General features: G+C 66.3%; 21 protein-coding genes. 10 read left to right on the top strand and 11 right to left on the bottom strand.

Features of this window, described 5'->3' with window-relative positions:
- Positions 1 to 6: 6 nt before the first annotated feature.
- The 3 genes from ASC78_RS15365 to ASC78_RS15355 all read right to left on the bottom strand — a co-directional run bounded on the left by ASC78_RS15365 (position 7) and on the right by ASC78_RS15355 (position 5,445).
- Complete coding sequence (locus ASC78_RS15365) at positions 7 to 690, bottom strand: hypothetical protein (RefSeq protein WP_235505105.1); 684 nt, start codon at positions 688 to 690, stop codon at positions 7 to 9.
- 73 nt (positions 691 to 763) lie between these two features.
- Positions 764 to 1,801 carry a response regulator transcription factor gene (locus ASC78_RS15360; RefSeq protein WP_055802792.1) on the bottom strand — a complete coding sequence of 346 codons (1,038 nt, stop codon included), beginning with the start codon at positions 1,799 to 1,801 and terminating at the stop codon, positions 764 to 766.
- Positions 1,802 to 1,815: 14 nt separating this feature from the next.
- On the bottom strand, positions 1,816 to 5,445 hold the full coding sequence (locus tag ASC78_RS15355) for an ATP-binding protein (protein WP_055803409.1): 3,630 nt from the start codon (positions 5,443 to 5,445) through the stop codon (positions 1,816 to 1,818).
- A 105-nt stretch (positions 5,446 to 5,550) separates the two neighbouring features.
- Between ASC78_RS15355 and ASC78_RS15350 the strand changes: the two genes are divergently transcribed.
- Genes ASC78_RS15350 through ureC form a run of 4 tightly spaced genes read left to right on the top strand, consistent with a single transcriptional unit; the run spans position 5,551 to position 8,554 of the window.
- Entirely contained in the window at positions 5,551 to 5,853 is a 303-nt protein-coding gene (locus tag ASC78_RS15350) for an urease subunit gamma (protein WP_015867014.1), read from the top strand.
- Positions 5,854 to 5,882: 29 nt separating this feature from the next.
- Positions 5,883 to 6,479, top strand: a complete 597-nt coding sequence (locus ASC78_RS15345; RefSeq protein ID WP_055802790.1) for a HupE/UreJ family protein — start codon at positions 5,883 to 5,885, stop codon at positions 6,477 to 6,479.
- 17 nt (positions 6,480 to 6,496) lie between these two features.
- Positions 6,497 to 6,802: an urease subunit beta gene (locus ASC78_RS15340; protein WP_055802788.1), complete on the top strand. Its 306-nt coding sequence runs from the start codon at positions 6,497 to 6,499 to the stop codon at positions 6,800 to 6,802.
- Between the two features lie 3 nt (positions 6,803 to 6,805).
- Positions 6,806 to 8,554 (top strand): urease subunit alpha, encoded by a 1,749-nt coding sequence (ureC, locus tag ASC78_RS15335; protein WP_055802786.1) that lies wholly within the window; start codon positions 6,806 to 6,808, stop codon positions 8,552 to 8,554.
- Between the two features lie 3 nt (positions 8,555 to 8,557).
- On the opposite strand, the gene ASC78_RS15330 is transcribed toward ureC, so the two are convergent.
- Positions 8,558 to 8,962, bottom strand: a complete 405-nt coding sequence (locus ASC78_RS15330) for a type II toxin-antitoxin system death-on-curing family toxin (protein ID WP_055802784.1) — start codon at positions 8,960 to 8,962, stop codon at positions 8,558 to 8,560.
- The gene (locus tag ASC78_RS15325) at positions 8,959 to 9,186 is read right to left on the bottom strand and encodes an AbrB/MazE/SpoVT family DNA-binding domain-containing protein (protein WP_055802782.1); all 228 of its coding nucleotides are present in this window, start codon (positions 9,184 to 9,186) and stop codon (positions 8,959 to 8,961) included. Before ASC78_RS15325 ends, ASC78_RS15330 begins: the two co-directional genes overlap by 4 nt.
- A gap of 70 nt (positions 9,187 to 9,256) precedes the next feature.
- Here ASC78_RS15325 and ureE point away from each other — a divergent pair, with 70 nt between their 5' ends.
- The 3 genes from ureE (at position 9,257) to ureG (ending at position 11,314) form a co-directional block, all read left to right on the top strand.
- Positions 9,257 to 9,835, top strand: coding sequence for an urease accessory protein UreE (gene ureE / locus ASC78_RS15320; protein ID WP_055802780.1), 579 nt, complete (start codon positions 9,257 to 9,259; stop codon positions 9,833 to 9,835).
- Between the two features lie 128 nt (positions 9,836 to 9,963).
- The gene (locus ASC78_RS15315; protein ID WP_055803406.1) at positions 9,964 to 10,644 is read left to right on the top strand and encodes an urease accessory protein UreF; all 681 of its coding nucleotides are present in this window, start codon (positions 9,964 to 9,966) and stop codon (positions 10,642 to 10,644) included.
- Positions 10,645 to 10,663: 19 nt separating this feature from the next.
- A complete protein-coding gene (gene ureG, locus ASC78_RS15310) occupies positions 10,664 to 11,314 on the top strand; it encodes an urease accessory protein UreG (RefSeq protein WP_055802778.1) in 651 nt (216 codons plus the stop codon).
- A gap of 16 nt (positions 11,315 to 11,330) precedes the next feature.
- Here the strand turns inward: ureG and ASC78_RS15305 are convergent, their stop codons facing one another.
- Positions 11,331 to 11,870: a hypothetical protein gene (locus ASC78_RS15305; RefSeq protein ID WP_055802775.1), complete on the bottom strand. Its 540-nt coding sequence runs from the start codon at positions 11,868 to 11,870 to the stop codon at positions 11,331 to 11,333.
- 165 nt (positions 11,871 to 12,035) lie between these two features.
- Between ASC78_RS15305 and ASC78_RS15300 the strand changes: the two genes are divergently transcribed.
- Complete coding sequence (locus ASC78_RS15300) at positions 12,036 to 12,482, top strand: universal stress protein (RefSeq protein ID WP_055803403.1); 447 nt, start codon at positions 12,036 to 12,038, stop codon at positions 12,480 to 12,482.
- Between the two features lie 120 nt (positions 12,483 to 12,602).
- On the top strand, positions 12,603 to 14,609 hold the full coding sequence (locus ASC78_RS15295; RefSeq protein ID WP_055803400.1) for an AsmA family protein: 2,007 nt from the start codon (positions 12,603 to 12,605) through the stop codon (positions 14,607 to 14,609).
- A gap of 7 nt (positions 14,610 to 14,616) precedes the next feature.
- Here the strand turns inward: ASC78_RS15295 and ASC78_RS15290 are convergent, their stop codons facing one another.
- Positions 14,617 to 14,874: a hypothetical protein gene (locus tag ASC78_RS15290; protein WP_055802773.1), complete on the bottom strand. Its 258-nt coding sequence runs from the start codon at positions 14,872 to 14,874 to the stop codon at positions 14,617 to 14,619.
- Between the two features lie 47 nt (positions 14,875 to 14,921).
- Positions 14,922 to 15,068, bottom strand: a complete 147-nt coding sequence (locus ASC78_RS27720) for a hypothetical protein (RefSeq protein ID WP_200934315.1) — start codon at positions 15,066 to 15,068, stop codon at positions 14,922 to 14,924.
- A gap of 309 nt (positions 15,069 to 15,377) precedes the next feature.
- Here ASC78_RS27720 and ASC78_RS15285 point away from each other — a divergent pair, with 309 nt between their 5' ends.
- Positions 15,378 to 15,656 (top strand): HU family DNA-binding protein, encoded by a 279-nt coding sequence (locus ASC78_RS15285; protein WP_055802771.1) that lies wholly within the window; start codon positions 15,378 to 15,380, stop codon positions 15,654 to 15,656.
- A gap of 29 nt (positions 15,657 to 15,685) precedes the next feature.
- On the opposite strand, the gene ASC78_RS15280 is transcribed toward ASC78_RS15285, so the two are convergent.
- From ASC78_RS15280 to ASC78_RS15270, 3 genes are read right to left on the bottom strand one after another with little or no spacing between them, the layout of a single operon-like run.
- Positions 15,686 to 19,096: an efflux transporter outer membrane subunit gene (locus ASC78_RS15280; RefSeq protein ID WP_055802769.1), complete on the bottom strand. Its 3,411-nt coding sequence runs from the start codon at positions 19,094 to 19,096 to the stop codon at positions 15,686 to 15,688.
- Positions 19,084 to 20,415, bottom strand: a complete 1,332-nt coding sequence (locus tag ASC78_RS15275) for a hypothetical protein (protein ID WP_055802767.1) — start codon at positions 20,413 to 20,415, stop codon at positions 19,084 to 19,086. Before ASC78_RS15275 ends, ASC78_RS15280 begins: the two co-directional genes overlap by 13 nt.
- Before the next feature lie 29 nt (positions 20,416 to 20,444).
- Positions 20,445 to 21,581, bottom strand: coding sequence for an HlyD family efflux transporter periplasmic adaptor subunit (locus ASC78_RS15270; RefSeq protein WP_235505104.1), 1,137 nt, complete (start codon positions 21,579 to 21,581; stop codon positions 20,445 to 20,447).
- Positions 21,582 to 21,767: the final 186 nt, after the last annotated feature.

Raw genomic sequence — 21,767 nt, 5'->3', positions numbered from 1 at the left:
ACGGGCCTACTTCCAGGGGAACTCGTGGTTCAGCCCCACGACAAAGCCGCGCACGCCCTGCGGTCCCGTCCTGGAAGCGCTGATGTCCACGCTGATCAGCGGCGTGAGGCTGAAGCGCCCACCGATGCGCGAGGTCCAGACACCCGATGCGCGGCTGCGCTCCGCGATGAGCGACACCTTGTCGTCGATCGCCCACTCCGCCGCCAACCCGCCGCGCGGCGTGCGAGCCCCGATGCCGGGCGCCCAGTCGGCTCCGACGTTGGCATGAATCTGCAGGCTGTCCGTCGGGCGCCACGTGACCGGCAGCACGAATTGGCCGCCCGCACGGCCGCCACGCGTCACGTCGAACAAGGCACCGGCCGAAAGCGCCGCGCTCCACGGCGCGTCGGCCGCCGCGCCGAAGAAATTCCATTTGACCTGCGGGCCTGCGACGACCGAGTGCATGCCCGCTGCTGAAAACCGGTCGAGGTTCAGCCCGAGTTCGACAGGCCCCACGCGACAGGAGGGGCCGATGTGCAGGCCGTTTACCGGCTCCGGACCGGTGCGGCCCCACCAGGCTTCGTACTGGCATTGGCCCGGATCGAGCGTGCCAGCATCGTCGATATCGAAATGCCCCGCGGCCTGCGCACCCGTGCTCGCAAGGCTGCAAGCACCCGCCAGCAGCCAGGCAGCTCGCGGCGGTCGAATCATTCTTGTGCGTTTGTTGTCTTTCATCGCCTGCATCCCCCGAGGACCGGGAGATTCTAGGGATGAAGACGCGCCTTCAGATCTCGAATTGCGGCTGCAACTCGCGAATGCGCTTGATGGCCACCCCGGCCGCTGCAGTGCGGGTCTCGACGCCAAGCTTCACGTACACCCGCTCCAGGTGCTTCTTGGCCGTGGCGGGGCTGCTGCCGAGAATTTCTCCAATGTCCTTGTTGGTCTTGCCCTTCACCACCCAGTAGAGCACCTCGGCCTCGCGCGCTGTGAGCTTCAGGCTCAGGCTCATGGCTTCGATCACGGCAGTATCGGAAACCTCGCGCATGACGATCATCCATTCATCGCCGTCGTCGTCCTGGCCGGTCTGCCGATGCAAGCGCAAGCTGAGGCTGCTTGCGCTCGGCGTATCCCCCACACCCGGCCCGGCCGCGCCCTGCACGATGGAAAGCGCCGGCGGCTCGATGCCCTGCTGCCGGGCATCGGGCGCGTGGCGCCGCAGCCACTCGAGCACCACGGGCGGCGTTTCGGGCGCGCGGGTGTCGCAGTAGCGCTGCAGCAGATCGCGCGCGAGCGCCGTCTGCCAGATCAGCCGGCCCTCGGGCAGCCGCACGGTAATGCTGGCGTAGCCGAAGGCGTCGAGCGCATTGCGCGCCTGGCCGGCCTGCCGCGCATCCTGCCGGGCGCGGCGGGCGCCCTGCAGGTGCACGTTCATGCGGGCCAGCACTTCCTTGGGCTTGATCGGCTTGGTGACGTAGTCGACACCGCCGGCCTCCAGCGCAGCCACCAGGTGCTCGGTTTCAGTGAGCCCGGTCATGAACACGATGGGAATGTGCGCCGTTGCGGCATCGGCCTTGAGCCGGCGCGCCACCTCGAAGCCGTCGATGCCCGGCATCATCGCGTCGAGCAGCACGATGTCGGGGCGCGCCTGCGCGGCGCGCTGCAGCGCTTGTTCGCCATTAGTGGCAATCAGCACCGTGTAACCCGACTCGTCCAGCGCATCGTGCAGCACCGCCAGGTTGTCGGGCACGTCGTCGACGATCAGCACCAGGTCGCTGTTGGCGCCCTGTTCGCGCAGCGATTTTGCGAGCGGTGTGGTTTCCATGAAGACTTGTCTTTTCAGGCCGCGCTCACCGCGGCGGCCAGCGCCCGGCCCATGGCCTCGAACTGGAACTGGCGCGCGAGCACGCGCTGCGCCTCGGTCCACGCCATGCATTCGGGCTGGTCGCTGTCGATCTCGTCGAGCTGGTTCATGATGCCGCGAAAATAGCCCAGGCTCACGGCTTCGTCGAGAGCGCGCAGGCGGGAAAGCGAAGGCGCCTGCATGGCGAGCGGCTCGGCGAGGGGCGGTGGCTTGGCGGCGCTGTCCGTCCACCGCAGGCCGAGGCGGCGTTCGAGCCAGTCGAGCAACTCGGTGTGGCGCACCGGCTTGACGAAAAAATCTTCGGGCGCAATGCCCACGTCGTTGTCCAGGCCCTTGTCGAAGGCATTGGCAGAGACGATGGCCACAGAGGCCTCGGCCAAGCCGAGCTTGCGCGCGCGGCGAATCGTCTCCCAGCCGTCGATGCCCGGCATGGCAAGGTCGACGAACATCGCATCGGGCCGGTAGCCGGCCGCGATGAGGTCGAGCGCGTCGTGGCCGCTGGCGGCGGTGCGCAGCTCGAAGCCGAGCGGCGACAGCACGTGGCCGAGCAAGTCGCGGTCGGCTTCCTCGTTGTCGACCACCAGCAGCCGCCGGCGGGGGCCTTCATAGCCGCGCCGCGCGCGCTGCACCGGGGCCGGCCGGCCCGAGGCGCCTGCAGCGTCGTGCACGCGCGGCAGGAAGAGCCTCACGCAGAACAGCGAGCCCTCCCCGGGCGTGCTGCGCACCTTCATCTCTCCGCCCATCAGGTCGGTCAGCATCTTGGCGATGGTGAGGCCCAGCCCCGCGCCCGGCGTGGAAGCCGCAGCCGCATCGCCGCGCGCAAAGGGCTCGAAGATGCGTTCGATGTCTTCGGCCGACATGCCGGGTCCGGTGTCCTCGATCTCGACCGAGGCGAATTCCCGCGCATACGAAAGCCGCAGCGTCACCTCGCCCGCGGCGGTGAACTTGATGGCGTTGCCCAGCAGGTTGATGAGGATCTGGCACACCCGCTTCTCGTCGGCACGCACCACATCGGGCAAGGTGCCTGTGGTCTCGACGCGAAACCGCAGCCCCTTCTCGGCCGCCTGCAGCTCGAACATGTCGGCCAGCTCGCGCAAGGTGTCGGCAAAGCGCATCGGCCTCGCATGCAGCGTGAGCTTGCCAGCCTCGATGTGGGCAATGGCCAGGGTGCCCTCGATGAGCGACAGCAGGTGCTCGCCGCCGCGCTTGATCACCGCCACGGCTTGCTGACGGTGCGGCGGCACGGACTGGTCTTCGCCCATCAACTGCGCGTAGCCCAGGATGCTGTTGAGCGGCGTGCGCAGCTCGTGGCTGATGGCGCTGATGTACCGGCTCTTGGCCTGGTTGGCCTGGTCGGCGGCGCGCCGGGCCTCGTCGGCTGCGAGCTTGGCCTGCTCTGCGACCTCGCGCGCTTCATCCGCGGTTTGCTTGGCAGACTGCAGCGCGCGGTCGGTCGCGCGGTGCAACTCGATTTCGCGCATCAGCAAATGGGTCTGCCGGTTCGATTCTTCCTGCGCGACCCTCCGGCTCTGGTGCGCCAGCACCAGCCACCAGGCCACGACGCCCGCGATCACCAGCAGTGCCATATAGGCCTTGAGAAAGCCGGAGCGCAACGACGATTGCTGCACGCTGGCCAGCGCCTCGGCCAGCTCCGATTGCGACGCGATCTGCAGCGCGCTCTCGCCCAATGCGCGCAGCTCCTGCTGGTAGAGCACGCCGAACACCACCGCCAGCACCGGCACGATGATCAGCATCAGCAGCAGGAAGTGCCCCAGCCCGGTGTCCAGATAGCGCCAGCTGAAGCGCGGCAGCAGCCAGCGCAGCGCCGACGACCATTGCGCAGAGAGGCTTGCATGCGGCTTACACAGGTCGCCGCAGCGCGCATCGAGCGTGCAGCACAGCGAGCAGATCGCACCCTGGTAGGCCGGGCAATGGGCCATGTCGGGCCCTTCGTACTCGCGTTCGCAGATCACGCAGTGCTGCACCTTCAGGCGCTGGTAGCTGCCTTCCGCGCCGCCCTCGTACGCATCGTGCTCGACCCGCGCCCAGCGGACTGCGCGCGGACCGGCTGCCGGGGCGAAGGGCACCGCGCCATGGGCCACCGAACCCCGCGCCAGGTAGTACCTGCCGCCCGTCGCCCACGCGAGAAGCGGCGAAACCACCAATGCCGTGCCCAGCGCGATGAGCGCCGAAAAAGCCTGCGCCAGCGGCCCGAAGACGCCGAGGTGCGCGGTGATGGACAACACCGAGGCCAGCGCCATCGCACCCACGCCCACCGGATTGATGTCCCACAGATGCGCTCGCTTGAATTCGATGCCCGGCGGCGACAGGCCCAGCGGCTTGTTGATGACCAGGTCGGCCACCACCGCCATCATCCAGGCGATGGCAATGTTGGCAAAAAGGCCGAGCACGTCGCCCAGCGCTTCGAACACGTTCATTTCCATCAGCATGAAGGCGATGAGCGCGTTGAACACCACCCACACCACGCGCCCCGGGTGGCTGTGCGCCACGCGCGAGAAAAAATTGCTCCAGGCCAGCGAGCCCGCATAGGCGTTGGTCACGTTGATCTTGAGCTGCGAGATCACCACGAACAATGCGGTCGCGGCCACGGCCCAGCCGTAATTGGGGAACACGTACTCATAGGCCGCGAGGTACATCTGGTTCGGATCGACCGCGCGCTCGACCGGCACCATGTGCGTGATGGCCAGGTAGGCCAGCAGCGCGCCGCCCAGCATCTTGAGCACGCCCAGAACCACCCACCCCGGCCCGCCAGCCAAAACCCCTGCCCACCAGCGCCGGGCGCTTGCCGCCGTACGCGCGGGCATGAAACGCAGGTAGTCGGCCTGCTCCCCCATCTGGGTGATCAATGCGATACCGACCGTCAGTGCAGCGCCAAACAGGTGCAGATCAAAACCTTTCGCTCCCGTCTTGACACCGTTGTAGTGCACGATTCCCGCAAACGCACCAGGATCGCGCACCAGCACAAAGACAAAGGGCACCACCAGCATCAACAGCCACAGCGGCTGGGTCCACAGCTGCAGCCGGCTGATGGCCGACACGCCGTGGGTGACCAGCGGAATCACCACCAGCGCGCATACCAGGTAGCCCCAGACCGGCGGCACGCCGAGTGCAAGCTCAAGCGCGTAGGCCATCACCGCCGCCTCGAGCGCGAAGAAGATGAAGGTGAACGACGCGTAGATGAGCGAGGTGAGCGTGGAGCCGATGTAGCCGAAGCCCGCGCCGCGCGTGAGCAGGTCCATGTCGACGCCGTAGCGCGCGGCATACACGCTGATCGGCAACCCCGCCAGGAAGATGATGAGTCCCGTCGCCAGGATCGCCCAGAAAGCGTTGGCAAAGCCGTACTTCACCAGCAGCGTGGCGCCGACCGCCTCGAGGATGAGGAACGACGCCGCCCCGAAGGCCGTGTTGGCGACCCGCCATTCGGACCATTTGCGAAAGCGCTGCGGTGTGTAGCGCAGGGCATAGTCCTCGAGCGTTTCGCTCGCAACCCAGCTGTTGTAGTCGCGCCGCACCTTGACGATGCGCTGGGGCGCGTCGTCGGGGCTGGTGGAAGTCTCGGCGGGGTTCACACCGTTTCGGTGCATCTTTCGTGCCATCCATACGTCGTTTGGCGAACACCGGCACGACTGTTGCAAAGCCGAAGCCTGCCCAATAATGGCCGACCTCCACGCACCCGACGCCGCCCCCTCATGGAACTGACCCCGCGCGAAAAAGACAAGCTGCTGATCTTCACCGCAGCATTGCTGGCCGAACGCCGCAAGGCGCGCGGGCTGAAGCTCAACTACCCCGAAGCCGTCGCCCTGATCTCCGCGGCCGTGATGGAAGGCGCCCGCGACGGCAAGAGCGTTGCGGCGCTCATGAGCGAAGGCCGCACGGTGCTCACCCGCGCCGACGTGATGGACGGCATCGCCGAGATGATCCCGGACATCCAGGTGGAAGCCACTTTCCCCGACGGCACCAAGCTGGTCACCGTCCACCAGCCCATCGTCTGACTCCCGCTCCAGAACAAGAAAGACCTGCCATGCGCCACAACGCTTCCAAGACCCTTGCCCTCGTCGCCCTGCTGCTGCCGTTTGCGGCCAACGCCCACACCGGCGTGGACGGTGGGGTGCACCACGGTTTCGTCACCGGCTTTCTGCACCCGCTCACGGGCGCCGACCACCTCGCCGCCATGGTCGCGGTCGGCCTCTGGAGTGCGCTGGCAGCGCGCCGCGGCCTCGATCTGCTGTGGGCGCCGCTGGCTTTCGCGGGCATGCTGCTCGTGGGCGCGCTGATGGGAGTGGCGGGCGTGCAGTTGCCGGCCGTTGAACCGATGATCGCGGCCTCGCTGCTGGTGCTGGGCCTGCTGGTTGCCACGCGCATCCGCCTGCCGGCCGCGGTGGCCGCGGCGGTGGTGGGCGTGTTCGCCATCTTCCACGGCGTGGCGCACGGCCACGAACTCGCGAGCGAACAGGGCGCGGCATTGACGCTGGCCGGCATGGTCGGCGCCACCGTGCTGCTGCACCTCGCGGGCATCGGGCTCGGCTGGGCGCTGCGCCATGCCAATGCCTGGCTGCCACGGTTGGCGGGTGCTGCCGTGTTGGCGCTGGGAGCGACGATGCTCTCGCAGGCCGTCTGAAAAGGCGCCGCGACACCATGACACCCGGCGAACTTTTCACCGACGACGGCGAGCACACGCTCAACCCCGGCCGCCGCACGCTCACGCTGGTGGTGCAGAACACCGCAGACCGGCCGATCCAGGTCGGCTCGCACTATCACTTCGCCGAGACCAACGGCGCGCTCGGCTTCGACCGCGAGGCCGCGCGCGGCATGCGGCTGAACATCGCCTCGGGCGCGGCGGTGCGCTTCGAACCGGGCCAGCAGCGCACCGTCGAGCTGGTCGACTTTTCGGGCGATCGCATCGTCTATGGCTTTCGCGGCCTCGTTCAAGGAAAGCTCTAAGCCATGGCAACGATTGGAAGGCGTGCCTACGCCGAGATCTTCGGCCCGACCGTGGGCGACCGGGTTCGTCTCGCGGACACCGATCTGCTGATCGAAGTGGAAGCCGACTACACGCTGCGCGCAGGCGGCTACGGCGAAGAAGTGAAGTTCGGCGGCGGCAAGACCATCCGCGACGGCATGGCGCAGTCGCAGCGCACCAGGTCGCAAGGCGCCGTAGACACCGTGCTGACCAACGCGCTGATCCTCGACCACTGGGGCATCGTGAAGGCCGACATCGGCCTGAAAGACGGCCGCATTGCCGCCATCGGCAAGGCCGGCAACCCCGACGTGCAGCCGGGCGTGGACATCATCATCGGCCCGGGCACCGAGATCATCAGCTGCGAAGGCAACATCGTCACCGCCGGCGGCATCGACAGCCACATCCACTTCATCTGCCCGCAGCAGATCGAGGAAGCGCTCGCTTCGGGCGTAACCACCATGCTCGGCGGCGGCACCGGCCCGGCCACAGGCACCTTCGCGACCACCGCCACGCCCGGCCCGTGGCACATCGAGCGCATGCTGCAGGCCGCCGATGCGTTCCCCATGAACCTGGGCTTCCTGGGCAAGGGCAACGCCAGCCTGCCCGATGCCCTGCACGAGCAGATCGAAGCCGGCGTCATGGGCCTGAAGCTGCATGAAGACTGGGGCACCACGCCTTCGGCCATCAGCAACTGCCTGGACGTGGCCGACGCCACCGACACGCAGGTGGCAATCCACAGCGACACGCTCAACGAATCGGGCTTTGTCGAAAACACCATCGCGGCCGTGGGCGGCCGCTCGATCTGCGCCTTTCACACCGAAGGCGCGGGCGGCGGCCACGCACCCGACATCCTGCGCGTGGTGGGCGAGGAGAACTTCCTCCCCTCTTCCACCAACCCGACCATGCCCTACACCGTGAACACGCTCGACGAACACGTCGACATGCTCATGGTGTGCCACCACCTGGACGCCGGCATTGCCGAAGACCTGGCCTTTGCCGAGTCGCGCATCCGCAAGGAAACCATCGCCGCCGAAGACGTGCTGCACGACCTCGGCGCCATCAGCATGTTCAGCTCCGACAGCCAGGCCATGGGCCGCGTGGGCGAAGTGGTGCTGCGCTGCTGGCAGACCGCGCACAAGATGAAGCTGCAGCGCGGCTGGCTGCCACCCGCGCCCGGTACGGGTGCGGACCCGCTGGACAGCAACGAGCGCAACGACAACTTCCGCGCCAAGCGCTACGTGGCCAAGTACACGATCAACCCCGCCATCGCGCACGGCATCGCGCACGAGGTCGGCTCGCTGGAGGTCGGCAAGTGGGCCGACATCGTGATCTGGAAACCCGCCTTCTTCGGCGTGAAACCGTTCACCCTCATCAAGGGCGGCACCATCGCCATGGCCGCCATGGGCGACCCCAACGCGTCGATCCCCACGCCGCAGCCGGTGCACTACCGGCCGATGTTCGGCAGCTACGGCGGCTCGCTGGCCAAGAGCTCGCTCACCTTCGTCTCGCAGGCCGGTCTGGCCGCGGGCATCAAGGAACGCTACGGCCTGGCAAAGCACCTGAGCGCTGTGAAGAACATCCGCAACGTGCGCAAGAAGGACCTGATTCACAACGGCTACACGCCGAAGATGGAGATCGACGCGCAGACCTATGCGGTGCGCGCCGACGGGCATCTGCTGACCTGTGATCCGGCGGTGCAGCTGCCGTTGACGCAGCGGTATTTCCTGTTCTGAATGTCAGGTGCTGCGCGGCACGAGGTGATTGCGAATCCACTGGGCGAGCGCCTCTTCGTCGAGTTGGCCTTCGGCCAGCTTGAGCGTGATGAACACACAATCATGGTCGGACGCGCGAAGCTCGAAGCCATTGAGGTCAAGAAAAACTTCCATGGCAACGAAGGCTGTTCTTTTGTTGCCGTCGGTGAAGGGGTGGTTGCGAGCGATGCCGAAAGCGTAGCTCGCAGCCAACGCAGCGGCATCAGGCGATTCATAGAGCGCCCTGTTCTGCGGGCGCCCCATCGCCGAAGCAAGCAAGCCTTCGTCGCGCACCCCGGCGGGTCCGCCATGCTCCGTCAGTTGCTCTTGGTGCACAGCATGGATCAACTGGACGCTGAGCCAGACCCACGACTCGTTCGCAGCGCTCACTTGGCGAGCTCGCGCAGCACGTTGCGCCGCTTCTTCATGCTGCGGCGGGCTGCTTCCATCTGGCGCTCGAACTCTTCGTCATACGGGGTCAAGGTGAACCCTCCGCTTGCGGCTTGTGTCAGGTAAACCGTGTCACCCTTGCCGACATTCATGCTCGCCAGCACTTCCTTGGGCAGGATGACTCCGACCGAGTTGCCGATCTGGGTCAGTTTCAGGGCGGACATGGAAAGCTCCGTTCAATCGAAGTTATAACAGGCGTTATATTATTCCGCCTCATTCGGAGTCGCAAGCACCATGCTCACCGCCAACAAACTCATGCCCCAAGGCCGCGGCCTTGCGCCCGTGCTGCTGAAGCGCGCCGCCACCATCGAGCTCGACTGGGACGTGCGCCAGAAAAGCCGTTTCGACGCGACCGATTCGCAGGGCCGGCAGATCGGCGTGTTCCTGCCGCGCGGCACGGCAGTGCGCGGCGGCGACGTGCTGGTGGCGGAAGACGGCTCGCTGGTCCGCGTTATCGCGGCGCCGCAGCCCGTGTTGCGTATCACGCATTGCACGGCCCACGGCACGCCGTTCGACCTGACGCGCGCGGCCTATCACCTGGGCAACCGGCATGTGCCGATCGAACTCAAGCCCGATCACTTGAAGATCGAGCCCGACCATGTGCTGGCCGACATGCTGCGCGCCATGCATCTCATCGTGGTCGCGGTCGAGGAAGCGTTCGAGCCCGAGGGGGGCGCCTATGGGTCGCAGGAGCATTCGCACGGCGGAGCCCATAGTCATGACCGCGCACATGACCATGGTCACTCGCATGCAAAAGGCCCCAAGCCGCTGGTACTCGCACCGGAGCTGCTCGACGACCATGGCCATGCGTGATTCAGGGCGCGCTCCCGCCGACGGGGGACATTCGCGGAGGGGAGTACCGGGTGGCCTGTGCACGCGCCCTGGACAAAAGCAATCAAGACACAAGCGCCGCGCAACCCAAGTCGCGTTGGAAAGCTGACTTGTCCGACGCGCTCAACGCCCACAGCCTCTTGCAGCTCATATGGCTGGCCTCGCCGGCCCTGCCGGTCGGAGGCTTCTCCTATTCGGAAGGCATCGAAGCGGCAGTCGAATGGGCCGGCATCGATTCGGAAGCCAACGCCATCGAGTGGCTCTCCGACCAGCTCTACCTAAGCTTCGCGCGCGGCGACCTCGCACTGGTAGCGCAAGCCATACCGGCCTGGCGCGCCGGCGACGTCGAGCGCATCCGCGCGCTCAACCAATGGGTCATCGCCACGCGCGAATCGGCCGAGTTCTTCCTTCAGACCGAGCAGATGGGCCGCTCCTTTGTGGAGTGGCTCAAGCTGCACCATACGGACACGGCCGAGGTCTTTGCGGACCTGCCCGCAAGCTACCCCGTGGCCTTCGCCTTCGCGCTGAGCCGCACCGGCGCCACGACACACGACGGCTGCCTGGCCTTCGCCTTCGGCTGGGCCGAGAACATGGTCGCCGCGGCGGTCAAGGCCGTGCCGCTGGGCCAGAGCGCGGGCCAGCGCATCCTTGCGCGGCTGGCCCACGAAATCCCTGCCGCCGTCGCCCATGCGATGCGCCTCGGCGACGACGAGCGCCAAGCCTTTGCGCCCCTGCTGGCGGTGTTGTCGGCCCGCCATGAAACACAATACTCGCGCCTCTTTAGAAGCTGATTCGAACCGGACAACGCCCATGACCTCCGCCCTGCACCACATTCCCCATCGCACCAAGAAACTGCCGCCGCTTCGCGTGGGCATCGGAGGCCCAGTCGGCTCGGGCAAGACCACCCTGCTCGAAATGCTCTGCAAGGCGATGCGCGACAAGTACGACCTGATCGCCATCACCAACGACATCTACACCAAGGAAGACCAGCGCCTGCTCACCGTGTCTGGCGCCCTGCCCGCCGAACGCATCATGGGCGTGGAGACCGGCGGCTGCCCGCACACCGCCATCCGCGAAGACGCCTCGATCAACCTCGAGGCCATCGACCGCATGCTCGAAGACTTTCCCGATGCTGACGTGGTGTTCGTCGAATCCGGCGGCGACAACCTCGCGGCCACCTTCAGCCCCGAGCTGTCGGACCTGACCATCTACGTGATCGACGTCGCCGCCGGCGAGAAGATTCCGCGCAAGGGCGGGCCCGGCATCACCAAAAGCGATCTGTTCGTCATCAACAAGACCGACCTCGCCCCGTACGTCGGCGCGAACCTCGACGTGATGGAACAGGACACGCAGCGCATGCGCCGGCAGCGCCCCTACGTGATGACCAACCTCAAGACCCACACCGGCGTGGCCGAGGTGGTGGCGTTCATCGAACAGCGCGGCATGCTCACCGCGGCCTGAGCCGCTTTTCTCTTCCTCAGAGCTCGCTGCCGTCGCGGACCTGCCGCGCCTTGTAGACGAGCCGCAGGCTCGCGCGGCGTGTGTCGCGCATGTGCTGCACGTACACATCGGCGTCGGCGCTCGTCCATGCCGCATAGGCGGCACCGGGATCGTTCGATGCCACCTCGCTGCCGAAGGCCGCGCGTCCCCACCGGACCAGTTCGGCAAATGCAACCGACCCGCCATCGGGCAGGGCCTCCGCGGATGCGACGAACTCGACGCGCTGGAGCTGCGACCCAGCAAAGAAGAAGGTTGGCTCGAACGCCAAACCTGCCATTGAAACCGGCGCCGATTGCCAGCTTCCCAGTAGCCCGCCGGCGAGCCGTTGTGGCCGCTGCACGCGTTGGACCGTGGGCATTGCCGTCCGCAATTCATCGGCCGTCATGCCAAGCCGCACACCGGCCGGAAGGGCCTGTGCATGCAGCGCCTGCGCGGCGAAGACCGCCACGCACACAGCAAACGCCCGAACAATGAAAAGGGAAGAAAACAGGAGAACGACGGATCGCAGCTTCGGCATGGAACGAGAAACACTGGCGGACAGGACAGCCGCAAGTATGGCGCGAGCGAAGGCGGCATGTGCGATTAGAGGCCGCAGCCAAGCTACTTTGCTTGAAGGACCCCTTCCCCGTGCCTAGACTGGATTGGGAAGGCACCCGCAGTGCCGGGGGCCAAGGAGTCGGCCATGTACAAGCGCATCCTCGTCGCCACCGATGGCTCTTCGCTCTCCGAACAGGCGGTTGCCACCGCCATCGACCTTGCCGTGCTGACCCGGGCCGAACTGGTGAGCGTCAACGTCGTGCACGTCCAGCCCTACGGCTATTTCGAAGGCTCGATGATGCTGAACCAGCGCGAAATCGAAGCTTCGCAAGAGCAAGCCGATCAAACCGGCCAGCGCCTGGTCGATGCGGTCCAGAGCGCCGCTACCGCCAAGGGGGTCCGCAGCACACAGGCCATCGTCATGAAGTCCAACCAGGTGGCCGAAGCCATCATCGCGACGGCCAAGAACCAGCAGTGCGACCTGATCGTGATGGCCTCGCACGGCCGCCGCAGTTTTGCACGGCTGCTGATGGGCAGCGAGACACTGCATGTGCTGACGCACTCGCACATTCCGGTGCTCGTGCTGCGCTAGCCGCACGGCGTTAATGGGAGCCCTTGTCCGCTCTGTGGGTTTGCCCAGAACCGCGGAAGGTACAGTCCACGGCATTGCTGCATCACGCAACGGCCGTTCAAGGGTGTCTGAATGAAATCGATGTTCCCCCGCCTCGCGGGTTGGACGCTGCTGATCCTGTCGATCCTGGCGGCAATCTGCGTCACGGTTGCCCTGAACTTCGACTGGAACCGCGCCAAGCCCTGGATCAGCCAACGCGTCAGCGAAGCGACCGGCCGCCCCTTCGCGATCCAGGGCGACCTGGTTCTGCAGTGGGACAGCCCCGAGGCCGAAACCGGCTGGCGGCGCTGGGTGCCCTGGCCCCGGTTGAAGGCACAAGACATCACCCTGGGCAATGCCGAATGGGGCAAGACCGGTCCGCACCTGGCCCAGATCAAGCAGCTGACTTTCTCCCTCAACCCGCTGCCCTTGCTGAACCGCACGATCCGGATTCCGACGCTGGAACTCGATGGCCCGGCGCTTTCGCTCGAACGCACTGCGGACGGCAAGAACAACTGGACGCTGGCCTCCGACAACACAGCCCCATCGGTCTGGAAGCTCGAGTTGCAGCGGCTGGTGCTGAGCCGCGGCACGGTGAAGCTCTTGGATGCCACGGCAAAGGTCGATCTGAAGGTGGACATCGACAGCCTGCCTCAAGAGAGCGCCGAGGGCTACGGCATCGGCTGGAAGCTCAGTGGCACCTTCCGGCAGGCACAGGTGCGCGGAAGCGGCCAGGCCGGCGCCGTGCTTTCGCTGCAGAAAGACAACAAACCCTATCCGCTGCAAGCCGGCGTGCAGATCGGCGCGACCCGCATCGACGTTGCCGGCACGCTGACCAAGCCCGATGCGCTGGCGGCACTCGACCTGCGGCTCAAGCTGTCGGGCGCCAGCATGGCGCACCTGTACCCGATCACGGGCATCACGCTGCCCAACACGCCTCCTTTCAGCACCGAGGGCCATCTGGTCGGCAAGCTCGACAAGGCCGGCGGCCGCTGGCTGTATGAAGACTTCAAGGGCAGCGTGGGTGCAAGCGACATTGCGGGCACGCTGGAATACATCTCCCGGCAGCCGAGGCCGCTGCTGCGCGGACAGGTGCAATCCAACCAGCTGCGCCTGCAGGACCTGGCACCATTGATCGGTGCGGACTCCAACGCGAGCAAGGCCAAGCGGGGCGCGCCGGCCGTGCAGCCGGCGGACAAGGTGCTGCCGGTGGAAAGGTTCGACACGGCAAGCTGGGGCAGCATCGATGCCGACGTGAAGTTTTCGGGCCGCAAGATCCTCCATGCGAAGGACTTGCCCATCGAGAGCCTTGTGGCCGACCTGCATCTGGAGGACAGCGTGCTTTCACTCACGCCGCTCAGCTTCGGCGTTGCGGGTGGCACGCTGGCCGCAACGGCGAGGCTCGACGGCCGGCAAAATCCCATTCGGGCGAACCTGCAGCTGTCGGCACGCAAGCTCAAGATCAAGGAGCTCTTTCCAACCCTGGACACGATGCGCGCCAGCCTGGGCGAAGTCGGCGGCGACGCGGCACTGTCCGGCTCCGGCAATTCCATTGCGGCTTTGCTGGGCGCATCCAACGGCGAGGTGAAGGCCCTGGTGAGCAAGGGCACCATGAGCAAATTTCTGCTCGAAGCCATGGGGTTGAACATCGGCAACGTGGTTGCGACCCAGCTCTTCGGCGACAGGCAGGTTCAGCTCAACTGCCTGGCCAGCGACTTCAAGGTGACGCAAGGCGTCATGCAGACGCGCTCCTTCGTTCTGGACACCGACGAATCAGTCATCGACGTGACCGGGCTCATCAACTTGTCGAACGAACAACTCGCGCTGGAAATCCAGCCGCGAAACAAGGCGCTGCGCGTTCTTTCGCTGCGCTCGCCGCTGTACGTCAAGGGCACCCTCAAGAACCCCGACGTGGGCGTCGACAAAGGAGCGGTCGCACTCAAGCTGGGCGCGGCGGTGGCGCTGGGCGCGGTGGCACCGGCGGCCGCACTGCTGCCGTTGTTGAACGTAGGAACGCAGGAGTTCGCGGGGTGTGCGCCGCTGGAGGCCGCAGCAAGCAAGAAGCCGCAGGCACCCGCCGTAAGGCCGGCGAAATTGCGTCAGAAGTAGCTGCGGCTCAGGGCGCCGCGCCCTGCTTGGCGGCGGCAGCCGCGCGGCATGCCTCGGTGGCGCGATGCGATGCGAGTTCGAAGCAGCGCATTTGCGCCGCGCGGGCAATGGCTTCGAGCGAGCGGCGCTCCTCGGCCGCTTCGACCTGGAATTCGGCAAGCCATTTCATGGCCATTGCGAGCGCGATCAACAGGCCGACCAGTGCACCGATCAATGTGACCCGCCAGTTCCGGATGCGAAAGGCAGGGGCTTTGGGATTATTCATGGATCGCGCGGGAACACGGTCGACTCAGTGCTCAGGCTTGTCCGGTTTCAGCAATTGCCTTTCTTGGCTTGTCCGGGCGGGCAGAAGTTTCCACCTTTTTGCGCGCCCCCTCCCTCATAGACGGGAACCACGCAGGCGCTCATGAGCAAAGACATGGCGAAGGCGAACATCAGGGTGGCAGCAGTTTTTTTCATGGGGGCTCCTTGTTGAAATTGTGGTGTGCCGTTGCGAACGGCCGGGCGCCGTCGTCGACAAGGGCGCCAAGATATTTTGCGCCATAACATTTTTCCAGGAACTGTTTCACGCTCGGGTTCAGTTTTCGCCAGCGGGGGTATCTAAGATGCAACTCTGCCCAGTACTTCACGCACTTGCGAATGTGCGATCCATTCGATAGACGATCAGAGACATTCGTTAATAGAAAATTGCGCGGCGCACTTCCGTCAAACTCGCGTGCTGTCACCCCTAAATTTCCACAACTGTTCTATTCGAAAAGGAACCCTGTTTTGAACAAGACCGAACTCATTGCCGCCATCGCAGAAGACACGAACCTCAGCAAGGCCGACGCCGGCCGCGCTTTCGATTCGGCGTTGGAGCAACTCTCGCGTGCCCTGGTACGCGGCGAGTCCGTCCAACTGATCGGCTTTGGCACCTTCACCGTTGCAAGCCGTGCCGAACGCACCGGCCGCAACCCATCCACCGGCCAGCCGATCACCATCAAGGCCAGCAAGAGTCCCAAGTTTGCCGCGGGCAAGGCGCTGAAAGACGCCATCAACGGGGGCTGATCCCGCATTGACCAGCGGCGCGCACCGGTTCAACCCTGCGCGCTGCTCCATCCGCCTCCGAGCGCCTTGTACAGGTTGACCAGGTTCACGGCCTGCTTGAGCTGCAGTTCGATCAGCTGCTGTTGCTCCGCATAGAGTTCGCGCTGGGCATCCTGGCTCGAGAAGTAGTCTTCCAGGCCGCCGCGAAAGCGCGTCCGTGAAATGCTGGCCACTTTTTCCAGCGACTGCACACGGGTCTGCTGCGCCTCCAACTGCGGACGCAGGTGGTCGTCGGCAATCAACGCATTGGCGGTTTCCCGGAAGGCCACTTGCGCCGCGTATTCATACGACGACATGGCGGCCGCAAGCCGCTCTTCGTTGGCGGTGATGTTGGCCGAGCGGCGCCCCCAGTCGAACAGGGGCAGCGACACACCGAGTACACCCGCCCAGCTCCTGTTGCCGCTGCTGAGCAGCGAAGACAAGTCCCCGCTGATGCCGCCTGCCAGGGCCGTGAGCGAGATGGTCGGCAGCATCGCGGCCTTGGCCGCACCCACACCCGAATTGGCGGCCTCGACCCGCGCATAGGCGGCCAGCAAGTCGGGTCGGCGTTGCAGCAGGCTGGACGGCAGGCCCGCCGTCACCGGAGCCGTCGAGCGCTCTGGCCAGGGCCGTGTGCTGCCTGTCTCGGGCGGCACCGGCTGACCGACCAGCACGTTCAACCACTGAAGATCCTGCGCCACACGCATGCGGTATTCCTCTTGCCGCACACGCGCGTTCTGCAACAGCGATTGCGCACGATAGACATCGAGCTGCGCAGCGCCGCCGGCCGCCTTGGCGCGGCCGATCATGTCGGCATTGGAAGAGAGCCCGCTTTCGTTGGCATTCGCCAAGGCGAGCAATGCGCGGTCGGCGCGCAGCGTGAGGTATGCATTCGACACCTCGCCCACCAGGTTCATGCGCGCGGCTGCGTAGTCCTTGTCGCCTGCTTCGGCCAAGGCGCCGCCTTGCTGCGCCGTGCTCTGCTGGCGGCCGAAGAAGTCGAGCTCGTACGAAGTCACGCCGGCCTGCACATCGAAGCTGTTGGACACGCCCCCGTTGGTCGGTACGTTGCCAATCGGGCTGAGCGAGCCCTGCGGCGTGGTCTGCGCGCGCTGAGCGTGGCCCGAAAGGCCGATCTGCGGGAACAGCGAAGCGCGAGTTCCGGCATACACGGCCCGCGCCTCGCGTGCCTTCGCAGCGTAGACGCGCAGGTCGCGGTTCTGCTTGAGAGCGGTGTCAATCAGCCCGCGCAGTTCTTCGTCCTGCACGAAACTGCGCCAGTCCACCGGCTCGGCGCTTGGCGCCGTGGTGCCGGCCGGCCATTGCGTGGGCACGGCGAGGTCGGGCTGCTTCATCGGCGGCGTCAGATTGCATCCGCTCACCACCAGCACCACGCAGGTCGCGATCACCAGCAGGAACAGCCGCAGAAAGAGGCGCATGAAGCCCGCTCCGGGCGCGCCGAACCCCGCGCTCTCGAGCAATGCCGAAGCGGCTCGCCATGGCCGCACCTGGACGGCGACGTGGCTCGGCGGCACAGTGAACACGTGGCTCACCAATTGTTCGCGCTGAGCCTCGGAGGTGGCGTCGAAGCGCAGCTCGGCGCCCGCGGAACTTTTGCGCGCAAGGCGCGCCGGTAGCCAGCCCACGGTATCGACATACACCTCAAGCGGCTGCCCCACGCGCAGTCGCTTCAGCGGCGCTTTGGCTTCCACCAGCGCGCCGTCCGCCGCGATGTTGACGAAGCGGGCATCGCCTTCGCCCGCCGCGGTGCGCACCCGTGTGCGAGCGCGCCAGGGAAAGCGCTCTTCCTGTTCCGGGCGCGGCAAGTCGACACAGGCCATGAGCGCGGCCAGGCACAGCAGCAGCGCGATGCCGGTCCACACGAGATTGAGCTCATCGCCGGGCGTGAGCGCCTCGCCGCTCAAGGCCACCGACGCGCCGCCGAGCTGCAGCGCGACAAGAAGCCCGCCGAACATCGCGACCAGCTTCCAGTGCACGACCGTCTTCGAGCGGTCGAGCCCCTTGTTCGTCACCTTGAATGGCCGGCCGAAGGGCCGCAGCATGGCGCTTGCGAGCGTACTGGTGACGGCCATGGCTGCCACCAGTTGGCTCACCTCGCTGAACACGGGCAGACAGCGCCGCTCGCTGATCCAGTAGCTGTAGGCCCAGAACATCACGAGCGGGGGCAAACCGTAGGCGGCGAAGGCCTGCGGCGAGGCATGGAAGACCGAGACGCCCGCATACCAGTACAGCGCCGGCGCCAGCATGATCAGCGCCATGAAAGGCTTGCCGAGCCAATGCAGCAGGCCGTGCAAGAAGTGCATCCGCGCCGAGAGGCTGTAGCCCTTGCCGCGCAGCGGCCCCTGGGGCAGGAGCGCGAGCTGCACCGTGCCCAGGCACCAGCGGCTGCGCTGGTTGATGTAGTCGATGATGCTCTCGGCCGACAAGCCGTTCGACAGCCGCTCGCCCAGCCAGCGCGTGACGTGGCCATGGCGCAGCAGCAGGTAGGTGGTGTGGATGTCTTCGCACACGCTGCCCACCGGAAAGCCGCCCGCGGCGGTGATCAGGTCGCGCCGCACGATGAACGAGGTGCCCACGCAGAAGGCAGAGTCCACCGCATCCTTGGCGGGCTGCAGCACGTCGAAGAACACGCGCTGCTCGTCGACCCAGCTGTCGGTGGCGCGCAGGTTGTGCTGGATGGGGTCGGCGTTGTAATAGAACTGCGGCGTCTGCACCAGCCCCACCTTGCGGTCCGCAAACAGGCCCAGCATGCGATAGATGATTTGCCGCTGCGGCGCAAAGTCGGCATCGAGCACCAGGATGTACGGCGCATTGGTCACGCCCGCTGAAATACTCAGCCCGTTGTTGAGATTGCCGGCCTTGGCGTGGCTGTTGTCGGGCCGCCGCGCGTAGTGCACGCCCTTGCGCTCGCAATAGTCGCGCAGCCAGTCGCGACGGGTGTCGTCGAGCACCCAGACCTTCACCTGCGGGTAGTCGATGGCCTGTGCGGCGATGATGGTTTTTTCCAGCACGGCCAGCTCTTCGTTGTAGGTGCAGATGAAGACGTCCACCGCCGGCACCTTGGCACCAAGGCGCCGCAGCTCGGCTTCACCGCGGTCGGCCAGGGCATGGTTGTCGCGCCGCCGCACCAGCATGTGAATGGACATCAGCGTGTAGACGATGGCCGTGAGCTCGAAAGCGAGGAAAACCCACGCAAACAAGGTTTCAAAGCCCAGGTCCGAAGGCGGCATGGTGGCGACCACGCGCCATATCGCATATCGCATCAACAGCAGCGCCGTGAGCCCGCCGAACAGCATGCGATGGGAGGCGCGCTGGACCCGCCCCCATGTCATCAGAAGAAGTGCGAGCCCCGCAACGAGTGCGTTGAGCTGGAACTCCGGTGTGGCAATCAGGTGGGACATGGTGAAGCAGCTCCTGCGGCAATGGTCTTGCCGGTAAAGGGGTTGAAGCCCGTCGCGGCCAGCGCGATCCAGGCGGTGGCGCCGAGGTGGGGCCAGCGGTAGTAGAAGAAGTCGGCACCCGCCGAGTCCGGGCCGATGGCCAGGCCGGTGGAGATGCGTGCACTGGGCGTTGCGTAGTACAGGCCGTTGCCGGCGCGCTGCGACGCCAGCAGTTGCCACAAGGCGTCGGGCGCCGAGCCCTTGCGTGCCACCAGGGTTGCGGCGGCCTGGGCAGTGCCCTCGGTCCAGATGCCGTCGGGATTGCGCGAGAAGCCGTAGCCCTCGCCGGAGCGATGGTTCTTCTCCACCCAATCGAGCCCGCGCGTCCAGGCGCATGAGCCTTCGGGCGCAGCGAGCAAAGGCCACAACTGCGCATCCAATCCCGAGCTCTCGGTGGAGATGGTGGCGCCATCTTCCTTCGTGCCGATGTAGAAGCGCTGCTCCGACGGGTTCCACATGCGGCGCACGAACTCGAGCGCGGTGCGCGCCTGCTGGCGCTCGGCGTCGGCCTGCCCGCCTGCTGCACGCGCGGCCCATGCGGCCGTCATGGCAATGTCGATGTTGTGCTCGGTCGACTTCCAGGTCTGCGCGCGCTGCGCGTTGTCCCAGCCATACCAGCCGCCGTTGTAGCCGTCGGGCGCGTTCTTGGCGCGCGTGCGCTGCTCGATCCAGCCGAGCAGCTTGCGTGCATTTGCCAGATAGGCGGGCGATGGTTCGGCCTCGTTCAGGTTGAGCAGCAGCAAGGCGGCCCAGGCCACGTTGCCCGTGGCCGTGCTCACCTGGTAGGCGTCCGCGATCCACTGGTTCTTGCCCGTGTCCCAGCGCCCCGGCAGCGCGGCTTTGTCCTCGGTCATCGGACCCGCGCGATAGGCGTTGCGCACACGCCCGTCGGCCGTGTTCGGGTCGCGTTCCATCGCACGCACCACCGCGTCGCCGATGCGCCTGGCCGATGCGGTGTCGCCGCATGCCAGCAGCGCAATGCCGGCCAGCGCGTTGTCATACGTGAAGGCCGCGCCCACCAACGCAGGCTCCAGCGGGGTGCCTTGCCTCGGGTCGGCCAGCCGGTAGCTGGCGAGAAACAGCGGCCCGGAAGCGGCGCCCTTCTGGTCCTCCGTCACGGCTCGCCGCAGGCCCTCGCAGCTCTGCCGCGCGAGTTCTTTCTGCACGGCGCTGCCGGGCTGCCGAGGCTGCTGGGCCAAGGCCGCGGACATCGGCAGCGCCAAGGCCACCGATGCCACGGCGCAATGCGCCAGAGTCCGGGAGAGCGGGAAGAGCTGCATGTTTCCTTTCGAAGCCGGTACGCCGGCGCTCAGGATTTAAGGGTGGCCGATACCACCTTGCCGGGCGCGCACAGGTTGTTGCCGGCGGCGGTTGCGGCCGACGACACGTCCTTGGCCTCGATGCGCGCCACCGCGTAGATCGAGCCTTGCTCGGCGAAGGGAAACGGCACGCTGTAGGTGCTCTGCAATTCTTCAGACGCCACGGGCAGCAACTGCTCCACGCGCGCCGGCACCGCGGCGCCGTTTTCGGTGAGGGTTACGTCGAGCGTCGAGCCGATGCTGAGGCGCTTGGCCACCCGCGCCGGAAACACCGCCACCACGCCAAGCCGGCTGCAGTCGGTCACTCGCACCAGCGAGGCACCCGCGGTGACGTACGCGCCTTCGGGGGCGAGCACCGAGTGAACCTGGCCCGACTGCGTGGCCTTGATTTCGTAAGAGGACAGCTTCTCGACCCGTTGCCGCTCTTCTTCTTCGAGCTTGATCACTTGCTTGAGCTGCTGGAGGATGGCGGCGCCGTCCTGCTGGGCCCGGCCCACGCTGTTGCGAAGCACCTCGCGCCGGCTTGCGAGCGTCTGGAAGAGGCTGTTGCCCCCGGTGCCTACGAACGCTCCCTGGCCCGCGCTGGCGACGGTCTGCGCCTGTCCCGCAAAGGCCTGTTCCGCCACCGACGCATTGGCACGCGCCGTGTTCAGCTGCGCCATCGACGCGTTCATCACTTGCTCGCTGATCGCGCCCTGTTCGAGCAAGGCCTGGTTGGTCTTGACCTTGTTCTCCTGCTCTTCGACCATGCTGTGCGCCACGTCGCGCTGCCGCCGCGCAATCTGCCAGGCCTCCCAGGCTTGCGCCACGGACGCCTCGCGGTGAACCGTGGCCTCTTGTCCGACCGACCTCATCTCCTGGTTGTCGGCCTTGAACTGGTTGCCCAATTGCGCCAACTGGCTTTGCAGTGCGAGGTGCTGCGAGCGCAGCGTGGTGAGAATCTCTTGGCTCACGGTCGGGTTGCGCACCGTAGCCACGATGGTGCCGGGCTCCACCGTGTCGCGCGCATGCACCACCATCTGCGACACCACGCCGTTGATAGGCGACGTGATCAGGCCAACAGGCGCCTGCAGCACCGCTCGCGTGGCCTGCGAAGACAACAGCGGCTGGACGAGTGTGGCCACCATCAGCCACAGCACGAAGGCCAGCAGCGCATACGCCGCCAGCTTGGGAACGAAGGCGCCCCCCTGCCGGGCTCTATGAGGGCTGCGCGGAACCCGACGGGCCCTCGCGCTGCCAGTGCGGCGATCGCCGCGGGGAAAAACAAATGAAGGCAGTTTCGACACACGCATACCCCACCTCTTGATGCGAAG

The organism is Variovorax sp. Root318D1 (assembly GCF_001424835.1).
GTDB lineage: Bacteria > Pseudomonadota > Gammaproteobacteria > Burkholderiales > Burkholderiaceae_C > Variovorax.
The sequence above is the reverse complement of the archived record's forward strand: the minus strand, read 5'-3'. Positions and strand labels throughout refer to the sequence as shown.